This window comes from Kitasatospora sp. NPDC001225 (assembly GCF_053597855.1).
The window spans coordinates 40,146-57,453 of the sequence record NZ_JBSFJC010000029.1; the positions used below are offsets into that span (position 1 = coordinate 40,146).

Consider the following 17,308-nt stretch of genomic DNA (forward strand, 5'->3'; position numbering starts at 1 on the left):
GAGCGGAGCCGATCACCCATGCGCGTCGTAGCCTTCGACCACCTGGTCCTCAACGTCGCCGACGTCGAGCGTTCGCTGGCCTTCTACTCCGGCCTGCTCGGCCTGGCCCCCGTCCGGGTCGACGAGTGGCGGGCCGGCCGGGCGCCGTTCCCGTCCGTCCGGGTCGGCGCCGAGACCATCATCGACCTGGTCCACGGCCCCCGGCACGAGTCCAACGTCGACCACTTCTGCCTCACCGTCGAGCCCCTCGACTGGCAGGAGGTCATCGACGCCGGCACCTTCACCGTCCTCGAAGGCCCCGTCCCCCGCTACGGCGCCCGCGGCACCGCGACCTCCGTCTACGTCCAGGACCCGGACGGCAACACCGTCGAACTCCGCTGGTACCCCCAGGACGCCGACCGCTGAGCGGCGCCGACCGCCGAGCGGCGCCGCCCCCGGCCCGTGCACCGGGCCGGGACGGCACGCGGCCGGCCGCCGGGTCAGCTCCGGCCGGCGAGGTGCTCGACCAGCCGGTCGAAGCTGGAGTTCAGCCCCGCCTCGGCCTCCGGGCCGCGGTACATCTCCGGCACCCCGGTCTGGTGCAGCACCACCCGGGTGCGGCCCTCGTCGAGCCCGGTGAAGGTGAGGGTGGACCGCATGCCCGAGCCCTCCTCCACCATCGCGAAGAACTCGCCCGCCCGGATCTCGGTGATCTCCGCCTTCAGCGGGTACCGGTCGCCGGTCTCGTCGACCACCATGGTGCTGTCGTAGCGCCCGCCCTCCTTCGCCTCGATGGTCACGGTGTCCAGCGGCACGTGGGTGCCGACCGGACCCCAGAAGCGGACGAACTGCTCCGGCTCGAAGTACGCCTCGAACGCGGCGGCGGGGGCGCCCGGCAGCTCGCGGGTGATGGTCAGCTCGCCCAGGTTCTCGGTCATCTCGGAATCTCCTCCGTGGTCACGTCTGTCGCTTGCACAGGGGTAGACCGGGACCGCCCCGAGAACTCATCGCTCCCCGCGAAAGTTTTTCCGACGAGTTCTCCGGAGCTCTTCCGACGAGCTCTCCTGACCCGGAGCCGGTGCCCGCTGCCCGCTGCCCGCTGCCCGCTGCCCGCTGCCCGCTGCCCGCGCAGCGCCGACGGCCGTCAGCCGAGCAGGAGTTCCGCCGCCGGGGTGTGGTTCCCGGTCGCGGAGGCGCCGGCCATCGCCGAGGCGGCCGTCGTCGGGTCGGTGCCGGGCGGCACCACCAGCAGCAGGAAGTGGTCCTGGAGGCCCCGGGTGACGCTGATCGTCGCGTCGCTGCCCGGGAACCAGTTGATCCTGATCATCAGGCCGTTCGCCATCACGGACCGGGGCACACCGTCCCACGCCGAGGTGTCGAGGCCGACCCGGAGGATGCGCCCGAAGTGGGCGCCGAGCGCGGTGATCAGGTCCGGCAGTTCGGTGCTGACCTGGTTCGAGCGGGGCCACCAGGCCCCGTCGAAGACGCCCTCCCGCGACTGCGTCGGCTCCAGCTCCAGGCGCGGCAGCAGCGGCGCACCGGGCACCGTCCACGGCCCTGTGGGCGAAGGGTTGGGGAGGGGGATCGGCATCATCTGAGGCCGCCCGTCCGGTCCACGAGGGACCCGTCATGACCCAGGGCGACGTCGACGCTGATGCCGGTGTGCGGAATGTCCTTGGCTGCCTCCCACGCTACTCCGCCACGGCCTCCCCCGGGCCGACCGCCGCCCCGCTCTCCGCCCCGTCCCGCGCACCGCCCGCCGCCCCGTCCGCCCGGGGAGTAGCCTCGGAGACATCCAGGGCAACCCGCATCCCGGTCCCGTTCCGGCTTCGTTCTGGGTGAAGGACAGCCCGGCAGGCCCCGCTCCGGCGGGCGGCCGGAGACGGGAAGCGGTGAACGCCGTGACCACTCACTCGCCCCAGCCCGCACGACCCTGCCACGGCCTCACGGTCGCCGATGCCATGGACCCCTGCGACTACCAGATAGCCGACGACAGCACCGTCGACCAGGCCGACGACGTCCTCCGCGGCGCCCACCTCGACTACCTGCTCGTCCGCGGCCACGACGGCCGCTGCGAGGGGCTGGTCACCCGCACCGGACTCCATCCGTTCCTCACCCGCTCCTGGTACGCCGAGCGGACCGCGATCAGCTCGACCACCCACCAGCGAGGCCCGTTCGCCTGGCCGACCATGGGCTTGGCCCTGGCCGCGATCGCCATGCGGATCAAGCACCTCGCGGTCTGGCCCGTCGTCGACGAGGACGGCTACATCCTCGGCGCACTGACCGCGGACCGCGCCGCCGGCCTGCTCGCCACCGACCTGGTCGTCACCGTGCCCGCGTGACACCGCCCCGCCGGCTCATGACGGGCCCGGGCCCGGGGCGAGCAGCCGGCGCAGTGCCGTGGGTGTGTGCCCCACGTGCTCGCGGACGACGCGGGTCAGGTGCGCCTGGTCGGCGAAGCCGAGCTGGGCCGCCAGGGCGGCGAGGCCGGGTTCGCCCTCGACGATCCGGTCCATGGCCCGGGTGACGCGTACGCGGTTGCGGTAGCGGGTCAGCGAGACGCCCGTCTCCCTGGAGAACACCCGGCTCAGCCGGTAGGGCGACACCTCCAGCAGCGCGGCCAGCGCGCAGAGCCCACCGGCCTCCGGGGCCTCCTCGATGATCGCCTCGCGCGCCGCCGCGGCCAGCGCCCGGTCGGCCGGCCGGCCTGCCCGCCGGGCGCGGACGGTCGGCTCACCGGCCGCGGCCGCGACGAGGCGGAGCAGTTCCTCCGCCAGCGCGTAGTCGATGTCGCCGGTGCCCGCGGCGGCGACCAGACGGCGGTGGGCGAGGTCGACGCGCGCGTCGACGTACACCGTCGTCGCGGCGGGCGGGCGCCCGAGCAGGGAGGGCTCGAACCTGACCGACGTGCAGACGTCGCCGCCGGCCGGGTGCGCGAAGCGCTCCTGCTCTCCGGGCGCGCCCAGGTAGGCCGTGGTCGCGTCCAGATCGGTGTCGGTGCCGTCGGCCGACCGCCGGAACCTGCCGCGTCGCACCAGCACCAGGCGGTGGTCGTCGCGGCTCTCCGGCCGCGACCACCGGGTGTGGTCGGAGCGGCACCCCACCACGGTCACGGTGAACTCCGGCCGGGCGGCGAGGGTCGATGCGGACAGCATGCCGCGGACGGTACCCGCCGGGTACGACAGGACGGCCCGCAAGGATCTTCAAGACCTCCGGTGCCGTCACCCCGGATGCTGGGGCCCACGTGACGACAGGAAGGGAGCCATCCATGGCCGTCCACGCGGAGCTCACCGCGATCACCATCGACTGCGCCGACCCCCGGGCCCTCGCCGGGTTCTACCGCCAGGTCACCGGCTGGGACCTGGGGCAGGCCGACGACGACTTCGTCCAACTCGGCGCGGGGCCGGTCCGGTTGGCCTTCCAGCGGGTCGCCGGCTACCGGGGGCCCGGCTGGCCCGACGCCGCGAAGCACGCCCACCTCGACTTCGCCGTCGCCGATCCCGAGGCCGCGGTGCAGGAGCTGCTCGCGGCGGGGGCGACCAGGCCGGAGTTCCAGCCCGGCGACGGCGATTGGACCGTTCTCGCCGACCCCGAGGGCCACCTGTTCTGCATCGCTTCGGCCTGACGAGGAGTCGACCACCCATGGCCTCGATCCACAAGGAACTCGTCATCGACGCCCGCCCCGAAGCGGTGTGGTCGGTGCTCAGCGACTACGGCGCGGTGCACGAGCGGCTGGCGCCCGGGTTCGTCACCGACACCGTGCTGAGCTCGGACACGCGCACCGTCACCTTCGCCGACGGCACGATCGTGCTCGAACGGCTCGTCGACCTCGACCACGAGGCGATGCGGGTCGCCTACACGGTCGTCGGCGGCAGCCTCCACCCGTCCCACCACCACGCGTCCATGCAGGCCCTTCCGGAGGCCCGCGGCCGGACGAGGTTCGTGTGGCACACCGACGTCCTGCCCGACGCCCTGGCCGCACCGATCGCCGAGTCCGTCGAGCACGGTTCGGCGGTGATCCGCCGCACGCTGGAGGGCGCCGCACCGGTCGCCGGCCCCGACGCCGGGAGGTAGCGGAGGACCGCGAAAGCGCCGCCCCGAGGTACTTCGGGGCGGCGCTCGGGTGTCCCGGGTCAGTCCACCAGCGGGAGGTAGACCTTGTTGCCCTGGGCCGCGAACTCGGCGGACTTCTCGGCCATGCCGGCCAGCGCCTCGGCGTCGAACTCGCTGGAGACGGCGGTGGATCCGTCGCCGTGCTCGTCGCGGATCTTCTGGGAGATCTTCATCGAGCAGAACTTCGGGCCGCACATCGAGCAGAAGTGCGCGGTCTTGGCGGGCTCGGCGGGGAGGGTCTCGTCGTGGAAGTCGCGGGCGGTCTCCGGGTCGAGGGCCAGGTTGAACTGGTCCTCCCAGCGGAACTCGAAGCGGGCGTCGGAGAGGGCGTCGTCCCAGGCCTGGGCGCCGGGGTGGCCCTTGGCCAGGTCGGCGGCGTGGGCGGCGATCTTGTAGGTGATCACGCCGGTCTTGACGTCGTCCCGGTTGGGCAGGCCCAGGTGCTCCTTGGGGGTCACGTAGCAGAGCATCGCGGTGCCCCACCAGGCGATCATCGCGGCGCCGATGCCCGAGGTGATGTGGTCGTAGCCGGGGGCGACGTCCGTGGTCAGCGGGCCGAGGGTGTAGAACGGCGCCTCGTCGCAGATCTCCTTCTGGAGATCCATGTTCTCCCGGATCTTGTTCATCGGGACGTGGCCCGGGCCCTCGATCATCACCTGGACGTCCCGCTCGCGGGCGATCCGGCCGAGCTCGCCGAGGGTCTTCAGCTCGGCGAACTGCGCCTCGTCGTTGGCGTCCGCGATCGAGCCCGGACGCAGGCCGTCACCGAGCGAGAAGGTGACGTCGTAGGAGGCGAGGATGGAGCAGAGCTCCTCGAAGTTGGTGTAGAGGAAGTTCTCCTGGTGGTGGGCCAGGCACCAGGCCGCCATGATCGAGCCGCCGCGCGAGACGATGCCGGTCTTGCGGCGCGCGGTGAGCGGGACGTAGCGCAGCAGCACGCCGGCGTGGACGGTCATGTAGTCGACGCCCTGCTCGCACTGCTCGACGATGGTGTCCCGGTACACCTCCCAACTCAGCTCCTCGGCGCGGCCGTCCACCTTCTCCAGGGCCTGGTACAGCGGCACGGTGCCGATCGGCACGGGGGAGTTGCGCAGGATCCACTCACGGGTGGTGTGGATGTTGCGGCCGGTGGAGAGGTCCATGACGGTGTCGGCGCCCCAGCGGGTGGCCCAGGTCATCTTCTCCACCTCCTCCTCGATCGAGGAGGTGACGGCCGAGTTGCCGATGTTGGCGTTGATCTTCACCAGGAAGTTGGTGCCGATGACGGCCGGCTCCACCTCGGGGTGGTTCACGTTGACCGGGATGACGGCCCGGCCGCGGGCCACCTCGGCCCGCACGAACTCGGGCGCCAGGCCCTCGCGCAGCGCCACGAACTCCATCTCCGGCGTCACCACGCCCCGCTTGGCGTAGGCGAGTTGGGTGACGGCGGCACCACCGCGGCCGCGCAGCGGACGGCGCGGGCGGCCGGGGAAGACGGCGTCCAGGTTGCGCAGGTTCCCGCCGCGCGGCGAGGTGTGCTTGATCCCGTCGTCCTCGGGGCGCGACTCGCGGCCGTCGTACTCCTCGACGTCGCCGCGCTGGCGGATCCAGGGGTCCCGCAGCGCGGGCAGGCCGCGCCGCACGTCGGGCTCGTACGACGGGTCGGTGTACGGGCCGGAGGTGTCGTACAGCGGGACGGTCCCGCCGTTGGTGAGCCGCACCTCGCGGTACGGGACGCGCAGGTCGGGGCGCGATCCCTCGCGGTAGGCCTTGTGCCAGGCCGGGGTCGGGTAGCCGGTGCGCTCGCTGCTGGGGGCGCTCCGGACAGACTGCGGCTGTGCTTCGAACGTGGTCATCTGACCTCTACTCCCTACGCCGGCATTACCCGGTCAGGTTCCTGCGGTCGACGCAGCCGTCGGTCCGTCCGTCGACGTCCCGGTCAGCGTCCTCTCAGCCCGGTGCTCCGAGCTCCCGCGTCGCAGGCGGTGTTGCCTGCACACGACGCCCAACACCGTAGCGAGCGGATCGCCGCAGGTCCAGAGCGCCTCACGGGCCGGCGGCGGGTCCGCTTCGACGGCACCCCAGTGGCCGAAAGTGTCCGAACGCACCCTCATAATGCTCACGAATGCTCCGCAGGCACTCCACCGGGTCGCGCACGGCCCCTCCGTGCGGGCGACCGGCCCGGGGTGTCGCGGCTCTGACGATTCTTGGGGGAAGTACTCCGTGCGCATCCGTCACGCGGCCGGCCTGAGCGCCGCCGTGGTCTCCGCCGTGGTGGGCCTGCCACTGCCCGCGGTGGCGGCCGAACCGGCCGCAGTCCTGTACGTCGAAGGCTCCAACTCCGCCTGCTCGAACAGCGGTCCGGGCACCCGGGCGGTTCCGTTCTGCACCGTCCAGGCCGCCGCCGACCAGGTGCTGCCGGGCCAGACCGTGGAGGTCGCGTCGGGCACCTACGCCGAGGACCTGACCGTCCGGCGCTCCGGCGAGCCCGGCAGGCCGATCACCTTCCGCGGCGCCGGCCGCCTCGCCCTGAAGAAGACCCTTCCGGTCATCGCCGGTCCGCAGAAGCAGGCGGTGAGGATTTCCGGCCAGCACGACGTCGTCTTCTCCGGCTTCGACGTGACCCACTTCGAACTCGACGGGGTCAGCCGGGTCGAGCTCTCCGGAAACCTGATCGAGCAGCCGAACGGCGACGTCCTCCGGCCGGCCGTCAACGTCACCGGCGCCAGCGACCACGTCCGGGTCGAGCGCTCGATCGTCAGTCTGGCCAGCGGCGGCGTGAAGGTCGGGCCGGGCATCTCCGGGACAGTGATCGCCGGCAACGACTTCAACTCCACGTTCGGGTCGGCCGTGTCGCTGACCGACGCGCCGAACACCGTCATCACCCACAACACGGTGCGGTTCCAGTGGTCGGTGTCGACCGCCTTCGACCTGGCCGGCGCGTCCCACCACGCGACGATCACGAACAACCTCGCCGACATGTCCGTCGTCCGGGTGTCGGCCGGCTCGACCGAGGGCACCGTCCTCGACTACAACACCATCCAGCCCCCCGGGCTCGGCCACATCCCCACCTACGAGTGGGGTGGCACCAAGTACCAGTGGGCCGAGAACCTGAAGGCCGCGACCGGCCAGGGCGGCCACGACCTCAACGTCAGCGTGCAGTTCGACCCCGACCTGTGGGGGTACTCGATGCCGGTGGCCGCCCTCGGCTGGCTGCCCAACGGCGTGATCGACTCCGCCGGCCCCGAGGTGCCCGGCGTCTCGGCCGTCGACCTGCTCGGCCACGGCGCGACGGACCACCCGGACGTCCCCAACACCGGCCCGAACGGCGGTTTCCGCGACCGCGGCGCGTACGAGGTCGTCGGCTCCTTCAAGACCGACCTCAAGGTGACCCCGGAGACCGGCTCCGACCCGCTGGCCGTCACGGTCGACGCCAACCCCGTCGTCCCGTCGCGGATCACCGACTACTCCTACGACTTCGGCGACGGCACCACCGCGTCGGGGCCGAACCGCCCCACCGTGCGTCACGTGTACGCCAAGCCCGGCGACTACCGGGTGCAGCTCACGACCACCGACGAGTTCGGCGCCAGCCGGACGGATGTGCAGTGGAGGAAGGTCGACTACACCCCGGCCGGCTACACCGCGATCGCGCCGACCCGCATCCTGGACTCCCGCCAGCCCGGCGGCCGCTACCCGCGGCTCGGCCCCGGCGAGACCATCGACCTGGACCTGCGCAACCGCGTCTCCGGCTCGGCCGGCACCCTGGTGCCCCCGGGCGCCACGGCCGTCGTGCTCAACCTGACCGCCACCGAGGGCACCGCCGACAGCCACCTGGACGTCTACCCGGCCGCCGCCGCCCGGCCGACCACCTCGAACGTGAACTTCGGCCCCGGCCAGGACGTCGCCAACCTGGTGACCGTGCCGATCGGCCCGGACGGCAGGGTGGTGGTGCGCAACAACGCGGGCTACGTGCACACCGTCGCCGACGTCCTCGGCTACTTCACGGCCGTCAGCCCCGACCGCTTCACCTCCGTCGCCCCGGCCCGGCTGCTCGACACCCGCTCCGACGCCACCCCGCTGACCGGAGGCACCCCCCGACGGCTCCAGGTGGCCGGCGCCGGCGGCGTCCCGGCGGGCGCCACCTCGGCGGTGCTCAACGTGACCGCCACCGAGTCCGCCTCGGCGGGCTTCGTCACCGTCTACCCCGGCGGAACCCAGCGCCCCGCGGCCGGTTCCAACCTCAACACCGCCCCGGGCCGGAACATCCCCAACCAGGTGGTGGTCCCGCTGGGCGCGGACGGCAGCGTCGAGCTCTTCACCAACGCCTCCAGTTCGCACCTCGTGGTCGACGTCTTCGGCTACTACGGCCCGGACGGCAAGGGCCTGTTCACCCCGGTCCCCCCGACCCGTCTGCTGGACTCGCGGGGCAACGTCACCTTCACCCCGTTCTCCACCCAGCAGGTCCGGGGCGTGCCCTCCGGCGCGACCGCCGCGGTGGTCAACCTGACGGCGACCGGCACCACCGGGGCCACCCACCTCACCGCGTGGGCGTCCGGGACGCCCCAGCCCGACACCAGCAACCTGAACGCCAGCCCGGGGCTGGACGTCTCCAACCACACCACCGTCCCGGTCGACGACGGAGGCCGGTTCGACATCGCCAACCACGCCGGCACCACCCAGGTCATCGCCGACCTCTTCGGCTACTACCGCAACCAGTAGCAGCACTCCGGACACCGGAGAACGCCAGAGGCCCGGCTCCCCGTCTCGCGGGGGGCCGGGCCTCAGGGCGGCGGTCGGGGCGGCCGGTCAGCTCTTGGCCGCCTTCTTCACCAGGACCACCACGGCGGCCGCGATGCCGACCACCACCAGCAGCTTGATCACGATCGAGAGCAGTGCGCCGACGACGCCGAACACGAAGGCGACGATGTTCCAGGCCAGCACCAGGACCAGCACCGGGATGACGATGTTGCGCACCCAGGAGGGCAGCGACTTCCAGAGCTCAGCCATGTCGGTTCCTCTTCTCCCCTCGGGTCGGCCGCCGTCCGGTGCCGCATCCCGCTTGCTTTCGGTACTTCGATCGTACGGTGGCGCGAGTGCCGGAACGAGGCCCAACGGCCCGGAGAGAACCCCGAGATCCCCCCGATCCCGACCCCCCGGGTGACCCCCGAGAATTCCTCCGACGCGGCACAACCCCCGGCCTTCCGGAACGTCCTACCTAGTGCCGGGACCATGCCCTCCCGGCGCCGTCTACCAGGGGGGAACCCGACCCATGCGGGCCAGCACAGCCATGTCCACCGCCGCTCTCGCGGCGCTCAGCCTCACCGTCGCGGCCCTCGCCGCGGTGCCCGCGACCGCCGCTCCGGCGGCCGCCACCGCTGCCGCCGACACAGCCCCCGGCACCACCGCACCGGCCGGATTCGTCGGGATGGCCCCGAAGCGCGTCCTGGACACCCGCGACTCCAACCAGGTCCCGGAGACCCGCACCGCGCGGCCGCTCCAGGAGGGCCAGTACTTCTCCACCCCGATCGCGACCGGCTGCCACAGCCACCCCCCGCAGGAGTGCTACGGCGTCGTCCCGGCCGACGCCACGGCCGTGGTGGTCAACGTGACCGTGACCGACCCGACCGCCGACAGCTTCGTGACGGTCAGCGGCACCCCCGGCACGCCGGGCACCAAGCCCGCCACCTCCAGCATCAACTTCAGGGCCGGCCAGACCATCTCCAACCTGGTCACGGTCGCGACCGGCCCGGTCAACCGCTTCGTCCCGTGGCTCACCCTGTACAACAACGCGGGCACCGCCCACGTGGTGCTCGACGTGGTCGGCTACTACAACCCCACGGCGACCGACAAGTACGGCCCGCTGACCCCCACCCGGATCGCCGACAGCCGCGACAACGGCACCGCCGGCCGGCTCCGCGGCGACGAGATGCGCTCGTACCTGGTCGCCCGCCCCGAGCTGGGGACCGCGGACGCCACCTCGGTGATCCTCAACATCACCGCGACGGAGGGCACCTGGGACAGCTTCCTGACCGCGTACCCGACCGGGACGATCCGGCCCACCAACGGCTCGAACGTCAACTTCCCGGCGGGCACGACGGTTTCGAACCGCGTCGTGGTGCCGGTCGGGCCCGACGGGAGGATCAACCTCTACAACCACGCCGGCTGGGTGCACGTCATCGTCGACGTCGTCGGCTACTACGGACCGTCCGGAAAGGGCCTGTTCAGCGCGCTCAAGAACCCGGTGCGAGCCTTGGACACCCGGAACGGCTACTCGGTGGCCACCGGGTCGACCGTGCAGGTCCAGGCCGTCCCCACCGACGGCTCCGTGCCGAACGCCATGGGGGTCGAGACGAACGTGACGGCCACCAACGTCCTCGCGGACGGCCACCTCACCGTCTTCCCCGGGCCCGGCCAGGCGCCGAACACCTCCACCCTCAACGTGAGGGCGGCGCGGGACACCTCCAACTCGGCGACCACCGCGGTGACCCCCGAGGGCAGGTTCTCCGTCTTCAACCACGGGTTCGGACTGGACCTCATCGCCGACGTGAACGGCTACTACGTCACCGGCTGAGCCGGCCACGATCCCGCCCGGCCCGCCGGCCCCGGAGCACCCGGGTCGGCGGGCCGGGCGGGGCCCGGGACGAGCGGCGTCCGGGCACCCCGCCGGGAATTCCGCCGGAGGGACACAACCCCGGGCGGCCCGATGCGTCCAACCAGTACTGGAAGCAAGCCCGTCCAGCACCGTCGACCCCGGGGGGATCCGATCATGCGGGCCAGAACAGCCATGTCCCTCGCCGCCCTGGCGGCGCTCGTCCTCACCGCCCCGGCCCTCGCCGCCGTCCCGGCGACCGCCGCACCCGCCGCGGCACCTGTCGCCGCCCCGGCCGCCGCCACCGCCGCACCCGACGTCACCGCACCGGCCGGGTACGTCGGGATGTCCCCGATCCGGGTCCTGGACACCCGCGACGACAGCAAGGTCCCGGAGACCCGCACCGCGCGGCCGCTGCGGGCCGGCGAGTACTTCTCGACCCCGATCGCCACGGGCTGCCTCAACCCCCCGCGGCAGGAGTGCTTCGGCGTCGTCCCGACCGATGCCACGGCCGTGGTGGTCAACGTGACCGTGACCGACCCGACCGCCGACGGCTTCGTCACGCTCGGCTCCGCCCCCGGCGCGCCGGGCACCAAGCCCGCCACCTCCAGCATCAACTTCAGGCCCGGCCAGACCGTCTCGAACCTGGTCACGGTCGCGACCGGCCCGGTCAGCCACGACGTCCCGTGGCTCACCCTCTACAACAACGCGGGCACCACCGACGTCGTCCTCGACGTGGTCGGCTACTTCCGGACCGCGGCGACCGACACGTTCCGCCCGCTGTACCCGAGCCGGATCGCCGACAGCCGCCGCGACACCACCGGCCGGATCGACACCGACTCGGTGCGCAGCTACCACGTCGCCCGCACCGAGCTGGGGACCACGGACGCCACCGCGGTGGTCCTCAACGTCACCGCGGTCGACGGCTACCGGGACGGCTTCCTGACCGCGTACCCGGCCGGGGAACCCCGGCCCGACGCCGGCTCGAACGTCAACTTCCCGGCGGGCTCGACGGTCGCGAACCGCGTCGTGGTGCCAGTCGGCCAGGACGGCAGGATCAACCTCTACAACCACGTCGGCCCGGTGCACGTCGTGGTCGACATCGTCGGCTACTACGGACCGTCCGGCAAGGGCCGGTACAGCGCGCTCAGGACACCGGTGCGGAGCCTCGACTCCCGGCTCGGCGGCGGACCGGTGCCGGGGTCGGGCACCCGGATGATCCAGGCCGTCCCCACCGACGGCTCCGTGCCGAACGCCTTCGCCGTCGAAGCCAACATCACGGCCACCGACGTCCTCGCCGACGGCTACCTCGCGGTGACCCGCGAACCGAACCTGCAGACGGGCACCTCCACCGTCAACGTGGTGCGGGGGCAGACCACCTCCAACTCGGCGACCGCCGAGGTGCTCGAAAGCACGGGCACCTACGCCGTCTACAACCACGGGGCCGACCTGGACCTCGTCGCCGACGTGAACGGCTACTACGTCACCGGCTGACCAGGCACCGTCCGCCCGTCGCCCGGGGCGTCCCGGACGGCGGGCGGACGTTCCCGGACGGCTCAGACCGGCCAGCGCTCGCCGCGCCAGGCGGCGTCCCAGAACATCCACTCGTAGCGCGAGGTGGTCACGAAGTGCCCGACCACCTTCCGGCGTTCGGCCGCGGACAGCTCCTCGCCCAGCCGGTCGGTGAGCGCCAGCACCCGGCGGACCACCGATTGGAAGGCCTCGTCGCCGTAGGTGGAGATCCACTTGGCGTACAGCGGGTCGGGCGAGCCCTGGGCGAGCAGCGCCTCGCCGACCCGGGCGTAGATCCAGTAGCAGGGCAGCACCGCGCCGAGCGCCTCGGCGAAGGAGCCGCCGTAGACGGTGGCCAGCAGGTAGCTGGTGTAGGCCCGGGTGGTGGGCAGCACCGGCTCGGCGGCGGCCTCCTCGGCGCTGCCGCCGAAGGCGGTCAGGAACTCGGCGTGCATGCCCTGCTCGGCGGCCAGCGCGCCGACCGCGTCGTCGGCGAAGGCCCGGACGTCCTCCTCGCCGGGCGCCTTGGCGGCGCAGACGGCGAGCGCGCGGGCGTAGTCGCGCAGGTAGTGCGAGTCCTGGACGACGAAGTGGCGGAAGGCCTCGCGCGGCAGGGTGCCGTCGGTGAGCCCGGCCAGGAAGGGGTGGGCGAGGATCTCGGCGTACACCGGCTCGATGGCCGCCCAGAGTTCTTCGGTCAGCGTCTTGGTGCTCATGACGCGACCCTAACCGCCGGGGCGGCCGGTCCTCCGGCCAGTGTGCCGCCGTCCTCCCCCGTCCCCGGGCCCGTCCGTCCACCTCCCGGACCAGGGGCATTCAGCACGACCCCGCCGTGTGGTGGTTCCGCCGGGAGGGTGGTTCCTGTCAGGCTTGGGCGGCATGAAGGGTTTCCTCATCAAGACACTGATCAACGCGGCGGCCATCTGGGTCGCCGCCTGGATCGTCAGCGGCATCCAACTCGCCCAGGGCAAGGCCGACTGGCAGCACAAGGCGCTGACGGTGCTCGGCGTCGCCGTCGTGTTCGGCGTGGTGAACTGGCTGATCAAGCCGGTGGTCAAGCTGTTCTCGTTCCCGCTGTTCATCCTCACGCTGGGACTGATCACCTTCGTGATCAACGCCCTGATGCTCCTGCTCACCTCCTGGGCCTCCGGGAAGCTGAGCCTGGACTTCCACGTGACCAACTTCGGCTCGGCGCTGGTCGGTTCACTGATCATCAGCCTGGTCGCGTGGGGCCTGCACCTGGCCCTGGACGACGACTGACCGGTGCCGTGCGGACGGCCGAAAGGGGCCCGCACCCGGGTGTTGCCACCGGGTACGGGCCCCTTCGCCGTTCCTGTGCGACCGCGGCCGGGGCGATCACCCCGCGTTCTCACGCCCCTTGAGCAGGTCCGCGAGCTGGGCGTCGATGTCCCGCCCGGAGAACTCCTGCCCCATCGGCACCAGCCGGTCGGTCCGCGCCAGGAAGGCGATCAGCGGCGCGGACGAGGCGCACAGCAAGGCGTCCCCGTCGGGGGAGTGCAGCACGATGCGGACCTCCGAGAGCTCGTCGCCGACCGGGCGGATGTGCACGTCGCCCTCGCCCGCCGGTCCGCTGATCCCGTCGAGCAGCAGCTCCCGCGCGAAGTACCAGGTGACCGGGGCGTCGCCGGGCAGGTGGAAGGTGAGCCGGACGGCGTACGGGTCGTCGGCCTCGTACGCCAGGTCCACCGGGAGGCGGAAGGAGAGCTCGTGCGAGACCACGAGGTTCATCACCAGGTGACCCTGGACTGTGCTGTGCTGCATGGCGCCAGTACCTCTCGTTCTGCCCGCGCCGTCGGTTCGCTTGGTCCGATGGCGGCGGACATGTTTTCGACGGTTTTTGTGACGGTTTATGCAACCAATCCACGTTCGATCATCATCGTCCATGTTTGGGGATGTAGTGGACAAGGCGTGCTTTTTCAAATGGTGAACGAGCCGGAGCAGGTCCAGACCAAGTGGTGTCAGAAGATGAACGACGGACTCATCGCCCCGACCCCGCGCCGCAGTTGGCACGCGACGGAGACCAGCCGGTCGGCCCGCTCGACCGGGAGCGACAGGGCCATCGTGGCGACCACCGGGCCGATGGTGATCGGGACGGCCGCGCAGACCGTGCCGAGCGCGTACTCCTGACGCTCCAGCACCGGCATGGTCGGCCGCAGCGAGGCGAGTCGGCGCAGCACCGCGGTCTCGCCGGTGAGGGTCGACGGGGTGAGCCCGGCCGGCGGGTGGCGGGCGAGGTGGTCGCGGCGCTCCTCCTCGGGCAGCTGGCCGAGCAGGCACTGCCCGATGGCGTGCGCGTGGGCGGTGGCCCGGAAGTCCGCCCAGGGCTCGACGGCCGGGCGGTTCGGGTCCTCGGCCACGTCCACCACGTGGACCTCGCCGTCCCGGTACAGCGCGAAGTAGACCGCGGCGCCGAGCTCGTCCCGTAAGGACCGCATCCGCGTCCGCAGGTCGGGGTCGCCGCACCGGCCGCGGGAGCGGGCTATGCCGTCGAGCGCCTCCCCGTGGAAGAAGCGCCCCTCGGAGCGCCGCAGGTAGCCCTCGTGGGCCAGGGTCCGCAGCAGGTGGTAGGCCGTGCCGAGGGGCAGTTCGGCGGCCCGGGCCAGCTGCTTGGCGGTCGCGCCGCGCCGGAAGCCCCCGACGGCCTCCAGCAGCCGCAGCGCCCGCTGGACGGAGCCGATCAGGGTGGGCCCGCGGTCCGCCTCGGGCGGCCGCAGCACGGCGGGCCCGGCCTCCCGCGCGGGCCCGAGCGGTCGTGCCGCCTCGAACGGTTGCTCTCCGAACGGGTGCTCCCCGAACGGTCGTGCTGTCTCGAACGGTTGCGTCTTCTCGAACGGCTGTGCGATCCGATCCATGACACCCAACCCCCAGCCCGAGTCCCTCGTACAGGTCCGTGCCCAGAACGGGCATGCGGAACGAAACCTCCGATTTGCCCGATAGCTGCTCATTGCAGCACAGCGGGACCCCGAACGGATGCACCCGACCGGGTCGGCGTTTCGACCCGTTCCCGGCGTGTTTCGACCCGTTCCCCGGGTTTCGTTCCTCCCCCGGCGCGGGAGACTTCCGCACAACGCGCCAGTCCCGGAGGTGGCCATGGGCCCCGAGAACCGCACCGCGCCACCGCGCCCGGTCGTGAAGCGCACCGCGCGGGCGATCCTGCTGGAGCTGGACCCGGACGATCCGTACGGCCCGGCCTCGATCGTGCTGATCCGGCGGGTCCGGCCGGACTCGCCGCACCCGTACTGGATCACGCCCGGCGGCGGGGTCGAGCGGGAGGACCGGACGGTGGTCGAGGCGCTGCACCGCGAGGTGGACGAGGAACTCGGCGGCAAGGTCGTGGACGTGGTGCCCGCCTTCGTCGACACCATCAGCCACACCCACCATGACGACGGCACCCCGCTGCACCCGCACGGGGTCAAGGTGCAGCACTTCTTCGTCTGCCGGCTCGCCTCGATGGACCTCGACCGACGGCACGGGCCCGAGGTGACCGACCCCAACGGCGAGTACGAGGTGGTCCGGCTGCCGTTCACCCGCGAGGGCGTCACCTCGGTCAACGTGGTCCCGCCCCGGCTGCGGGCGTACCTGGCGGCCAACATCGAGGGCATCCGCGCGCTCCTCGCCCCCGACCTCGGGTGATCACACGGCGGCCGGGTCGCCGACCGGGTCGTGCCGGATCAGCTCGGCCGGGACCCCGGCCCGCAGCAGCACCCCGACGCCCCGGCGCACCATCGCCGGCGGCCCGCTGAGCACCGCCTCGCGACCGGTCCACGGGCCGAACCGGCCCACCGCATCGGGCAGTTCGCCGGTCAGCAGCCCGCCGGTCAGCAGTCCGCCGCCCAGCAAGCCCCCGGCGTGGCCGCCGCCGGAGAGCACCGGACGGACCGTCAACCAGGGGTGGCGAGCGGCCAGTTCGCGCAGCCCGTCCAGCGCGTACAGCTCCTCGGCCCGGCGGGCACCGTAGAACACCTCGACCCGGCGGCCGGACGCACCGTGCTCGGCGGCCTCCTCGACCAGGGCGCGGACCGGCGCGATCCCGGTGCCGCCGCCGAGGCAGAGCAGGTCCCGGCCGGCCGCGTGGTCCACGGTCATCGCGCCGGCCGCCGGGCCGAGCCGCAGCACGTCCCCGGGCGCGGCCCGGTGGACCAGCGCGTTGCTCACCCAGCCCGCCTGGACGGCCTTGACGTGGAAGGTCAGCAGCCCGTCCGGGCGGGGCGCGCCGGCGAAGGAGTAGTGCCGCCAGACCCGCGGCCACCAGGGCGTCTCCAGCGCGGTGTACTGCCCGGCCCGGAACGGGTAGGCCTGGTCCGGCCGGACGGTGACCACCGCGACGTCCCGGGTGCGGCGCTCGTGCCGGACGATCTCGCCCTGCCACCAGGCCGGCGAGGTGCGGGCGTCCTCCTCGGCGGCCTCGATCATGGCCGAGGAGATCATCAGGTAGGCGCGGCGCCAGGCCGACTCGGCCTCGGCGTCCCAGCGGTCGCCCGCGTACCGGGCGAGCGTTCCCACCAGGCACTCCTCCACCACCGCGTAGTGCCCGGCCAGCGCGCCGTACCGGCGGTGGGACCGGCCGAGCCCGGCCAGCGTGGCGCGCAGGGCCGCCGGCCGGTCGAGCTCGCGGACCACGGCCAGCAGGGTGCGGAACAGCCGCTCGCGGTGGACGTCCATGGCGGCGGGGAAGGACGAGCGGAGCTCGGGGTGGCGCAGGAAGAGCAGCGCGAAGAAGTGCGCGGTGGCCCGGTCGGCGACCGGCTCGACGGCGGCGAGGCCGGCCCGGACCAGCCCGACCTCCCGGGCGGTGAGCGGCCACCGGGCGGTGGCCTGGTCCTGCCCGGCGGCGGGGAGCGCGGCGGCGGGCTGCCCGGCGGGGGTCCGTACGCCCCAGGCGTCGCTCCACCGGTCGCCCGGGCCGACCCGGTTGAGGCCGGGAGCGTCGGCGAACAGCGGGCGGAAGTCGGCGGCGGGGGCGGGAGCCGGGGCGTGGACGTGGGCCGGAGCCGGGACGAACGGCGGTTGCGGCGGCCGGACGGGCTCCAGCAGTGACACCGGCGGCAGCACCTCCGTCGGTGCCTCCGCCGCCACCAGCGGCGGCAGGTCCGGCGGGGCCACGGGCATCGGCGG

Annotated in this window: 18 protein-coding genes; 9 read left to right on the forward strand and 9 right to left on the reverse strand. The window is 72.8% G+C overall.

The genetic code is table 11. From position 1 onward, the window contains the following. The first annotated feature begins 18 nt into the window (after positions 1 to 18). Entirely contained in the window at positions 19 to 405 is a 387-nt protein-coding gene (locus tag ACWDCZ_RS12855) for a VOC family protein (RefSeq protein WP_074001979.1), read from the forward strand. Between the two features lie 74 nt (positions 406 to 479). Here ACWDCZ_RS12855 and ACWDCZ_RS12860 read toward each other — a convergent pair whose 3' ends face one another. Next, positions 480 to 917 (reverse strand): SRPBCC family protein, encoded by a 438-nt coding sequence (locus ACWDCZ_RS12860; RefSeq protein ID WP_049659222.1) that lies wholly within the window; start codon positions 915 to 917, stop codon positions 480 to 482. A gap of 206 nt (positions 918 to 1,123) precedes the next feature. Continuing rightward, the gene (locus tag ACWDCZ_RS12865) at positions 1,124 to 1,573 is read right to left on the reverse strand and encodes a DUF5994 family protein (RefSeq protein ID WP_375876529.1); all 450 of its coding nucleotides are present in this window, start codon (positions 1,571 to 1,573) and stop codon (positions 1,124 to 1,126) included. A gap of 307 nt (positions 1,574 to 1,880) precedes the next feature. On the opposite strand from ACWDCZ_RS12865, the gene ACWDCZ_RS12870 reads away from it, so the two are divergent. Then, positions 1,881 to 2,321: a CBS domain-containing protein gene (locus ACWDCZ_RS12870; RefSeq protein ID WP_449815967.1), complete on the forward strand. Its 441-nt coding sequence runs from the start codon at positions 1,881 to 1,883 to the stop codon at positions 2,319 to 2,321. A gap of 15 nt (positions 2,322 to 2,336) precedes the next feature. Here the strand turns inward: ACWDCZ_RS12870 and ACWDCZ_RS12875 are convergent, their stop codons facing one another. Further along, the gene (locus ACWDCZ_RS12875; RefSeq protein ID WP_449815968.1) at positions 2,337 to 3,134 is read right to left on the reverse strand and encodes a helix-turn-helix domain-containing protein; all 798 of its coding nucleotides are present in this window, start codon (positions 3,132 to 3,134) and stop codon (positions 2,337 to 2,339) included. A gap of 113 nt (positions 3,135 to 3,247) precedes the next feature. On the opposite strand from ACWDCZ_RS12875, the gene ACWDCZ_RS12880 reads away from it, so the two are divergent. Continuing rightward, the gene (locus ACWDCZ_RS12880) at positions 3,248 to 3,604 is read left to right on the forward strand and encodes a VOC family protein (RefSeq protein ID WP_117488799.1); all 357 of its coding nucleotides are present in this window, start codon (positions 3,248 to 3,250) and stop codon (positions 3,602 to 3,604) included. Positions 3,605 to 3,621: 17 nt separating this feature from the next. Continuing rightward, on the forward strand, positions 3,622 to 4,053 hold the full coding sequence (locus ACWDCZ_RS12885; protein WP_449815969.1) for an SRPBCC family protein: 432 nt from the start codon (positions 3,622 to 3,624) through the stop codon (positions 4,051 to 4,053). Positions 4,054 to 4,112: 59 nt separating this feature from the next. Here the strand turns inward: ACWDCZ_RS12885 and thiC are convergent, their stop codons facing one another. Then, positions 4,113 to 5,927, reverse strand: a complete 1,815-nt coding sequence (thiC, locus tag ACWDCZ_RS12890; protein WP_375876532.1) for a phosphomethylpyrimidine synthase ThiC — start codon at positions 5,925 to 5,927, stop codon at positions 4,113 to 4,115. Positions 5,928 to 6,294: 367 nt separating this feature from the next. Here thiC and ACWDCZ_RS12895 point away from each other — a divergent pair, with 367 nt between their 5' ends. Then, positions 6,295 to 8,790 (forward strand): PKD domain-containing protein, encoded by a 2,496-nt coding sequence (locus tag ACWDCZ_RS12895; protein WP_449815970.1) that lies wholly within the window; start codon positions 6,295 to 6,297, stop codon positions 8,788 to 8,790. Positions 8,791 to 8,877: 87 nt separating this feature from the next. On the opposite strand, the gene ACWDCZ_RS12900 is transcribed toward ACWDCZ_RS12895, so the two are convergent. Beyond that, positions 8,878 to 9,078: a DUF5326 family protein gene (locus ACWDCZ_RS12900; protein ID WP_049653234.1), complete on the reverse strand. Its 201-nt coding sequence runs from the start codon at positions 9,076 to 9,078 to the stop codon at positions 8,878 to 8,880. Between the two features lie 262 nt (positions 9,079 to 9,340). Between ACWDCZ_RS12900 and ACWDCZ_RS12905 the strand changes: the two genes are divergently transcribed. Both ACWDCZ_RS12905 and ACWDCZ_RS12910 read left to right on the forward strand, forming a co-directional pair. Next, complete coding sequence (locus tag ACWDCZ_RS12905; RefSeq protein ID WP_449815971.1) at positions 9,341 to 10,642, forward strand: hypothetical protein; 1,302 nt, start codon at positions 9,341 to 9,343, stop codon at positions 10,640 to 10,642. A gap of 195 nt (positions 10,643 to 10,837) precedes the next feature. Then, positions 10,838 to 12,154, forward strand: coding sequence for a hypothetical protein (locus tag ACWDCZ_RS12910; protein ID WP_449815972.1), 1,317 nt, complete (start codon positions 10,838 to 10,840; stop codon positions 12,152 to 12,154). A gap of 62 nt (positions 12,155 to 12,216) precedes the next feature. Here ACWDCZ_RS12910 and tenA read toward each other — a convergent pair whose 3' ends face one another. Then, on the reverse strand, positions 12,217 to 12,888 hold the full coding sequence (gene tenA / locus ACWDCZ_RS12915; RefSeq protein WP_049653239.1) for a thiaminase II: 672 nt from the start codon (positions 12,886 to 12,888) through the stop codon (positions 12,217 to 12,219). Positions 12,889 to 13,051: 163 nt separating this feature from the next. Between tenA and ACWDCZ_RS12920 the strand changes: the two genes are divergently transcribed. Next, positions 13,052 to 13,432, forward strand: coding sequence for a phage holin family protein (locus ACWDCZ_RS12920; protein WP_049653241.1), 381 nt, complete (start codon positions 13,052 to 13,054; stop codon positions 13,430 to 13,432). A 96-nt stretch (positions 13,433 to 13,528) separates the two neighbouring features. Here the strand turns inward: ACWDCZ_RS12920 and ACWDCZ_RS12925 are convergent, their stop codons facing one another. Then, a complete protein-coding gene (locus tag ACWDCZ_RS12925) occupies positions 13,529 to 13,954 on the reverse strand; it encodes an SsgA family sporulation/cell division regulator (RefSeq protein ID WP_049653243.1) in 426 nt (141 codons plus the stop codon). A gap of 197 nt (positions 13,955 to 14,151) precedes the next feature. Further along, entirely contained in the window at positions 14,152 to 15,045 is an 894-nt protein-coding gene (locus ACWDCZ_RS12930) for an IclR family transcriptional regulator (RefSeq protein ID WP_387970851.1), read from the reverse strand. Between the two features lie 238 nt (positions 15,046 to 15,283). On the opposite strand from ACWDCZ_RS12930, the gene ACWDCZ_RS12935 reads away from it, so the two are divergent. Continuing rightward, positions 15,284 to 15,826 carry an NUDIX domain-containing protein gene (locus ACWDCZ_RS12935; protein WP_049653246.1) on the forward strand — a complete coding sequence of 181 codons (543 nt, stop codon included), beginning with the start codon at positions 15,284 to 15,286 and terminating at the stop codon, positions 15,824 to 15,826. Here the strand turns inward: ACWDCZ_RS12935 and ACWDCZ_RS12940 are convergent, their stop codons facing one another. Next, a complete protein-coding gene (locus ACWDCZ_RS12940; protein ID WP_449815973.1) occupies positions 15,827 to 17,302 on the reverse strand; it encodes a globin domain-containing protein in 1,476 nt (491 codons plus the stop codon). It lies immediately after the preceding gene. Positions 17,303 to 17,308 lie beyond the last annotated feature (6 nt).

Coding starts and splice junctions, on each gene's coding strand:
- ACWDCZ_RS12855 (WP_074001979.1), top strand. CDS start 19: ATGCGCGTCGTAGCCTTCGACCACCTGGTCCTCAACGTCGCCGACGTC.
- ACWDCZ_RS12860 (WP_049659222.1), bottom strand. CDS start 917: ATGACCGAGAACCTGGGCGAGCTGACCATCACCCGCGAGCTGCCGGGC.
- ACWDCZ_RS12865 (WP_375876529.1), bottom strand. CDS start 1,573: ATGATGCCGATCCCCCTCCCCAACCCTTCGCCCACAGGGCCGTGGACG.
- ACWDCZ_RS12875 (WP_449815968.1), bottom strand. CDS start 3,134: ATGCTGTCCGCATCGACCCTCGCCGCCCGGCCGGAGTTCACCGTGACC.
- ACWDCZ_RS12880 (WP_117488799.1), top strand. CDS start 3,248: ATGGCCGTCCACGCGGAGCTCACCGCGATCACCATCGACTGCGCCGAC.
- ACWDCZ_RS12885 (WP_449815969.1), top strand. CDS start 3,622: ATGGCCTCGATCCACAAGGAACTCGTCATCGACGCCCGCCCCGAAGCG.
- thiC (WP_375876532.1), bottom strand. CDS start 5,927: ATGACCACGTTCGAAGCACAGCCGCAGTCTGTCCGGAGCGCCCCCAGC.
- ACWDCZ_RS12900 (WP_049653234.1), bottom strand. CDS start 9,078: ATGGCTGAGCTCTGGAAGTCGCTGCCCTCCTGGGTGCGCAACATCGTC.
- ACWDCZ_RS12905 (WP_449815971.1), top strand. CDS start 9,341: ATGCGGGCCAGCACAGCCATGTCCACCGCCGCTCTCGCGGCGCTCAGC.
- ACWDCZ_RS12910 (WP_449815972.1), top strand. CDS start 10,838: ATGCGGGCCAGAACAGCCATGTCCCTCGCCGCCCTGGCGGCGCTCGTC.
- tenA (WP_049653239.1), bottom strand. CDS start 12,888: ATGAGCACCAAGACGCTGACCGAAGAACTCTGGGCGGCCATCGAGCCG.
- ACWDCZ_RS12920 (WP_049653241.1), top strand. CDS start 13,052: ATGAAGGGTTTCCTCATCAAGACACTGATCAACGCGGCGGCCATCTGG.
- ACWDCZ_RS12925 (WP_049653243.1), bottom strand. CDS start 13,954: ATGCAGCACAGCACAGTCCAGGGTCACCTGGTGATGAACCTCGTGGTC.
- ACWDCZ_RS12930 (WP_387970851.1), bottom strand. CDS start 15,045: ATGGATCGGATCGCACAGCCGTTCGAGAAGACGCAACCGTTCGAGACA.
- ACWDCZ_RS12935 (WP_049653246.1), top strand. CDS start 15,284: ATGGGCCCCGAGAACCGCACCGCGCCACCGCGCCCGGTCGTGAAGCGC.
- ACWDCZ_RS12940 (WP_449815973.1), bottom strand. CDS start 17,302: ATGCCCGTGGCCCCGCCGGACCTGCCGCCGCTGGTGGCGGCGGAGGCA.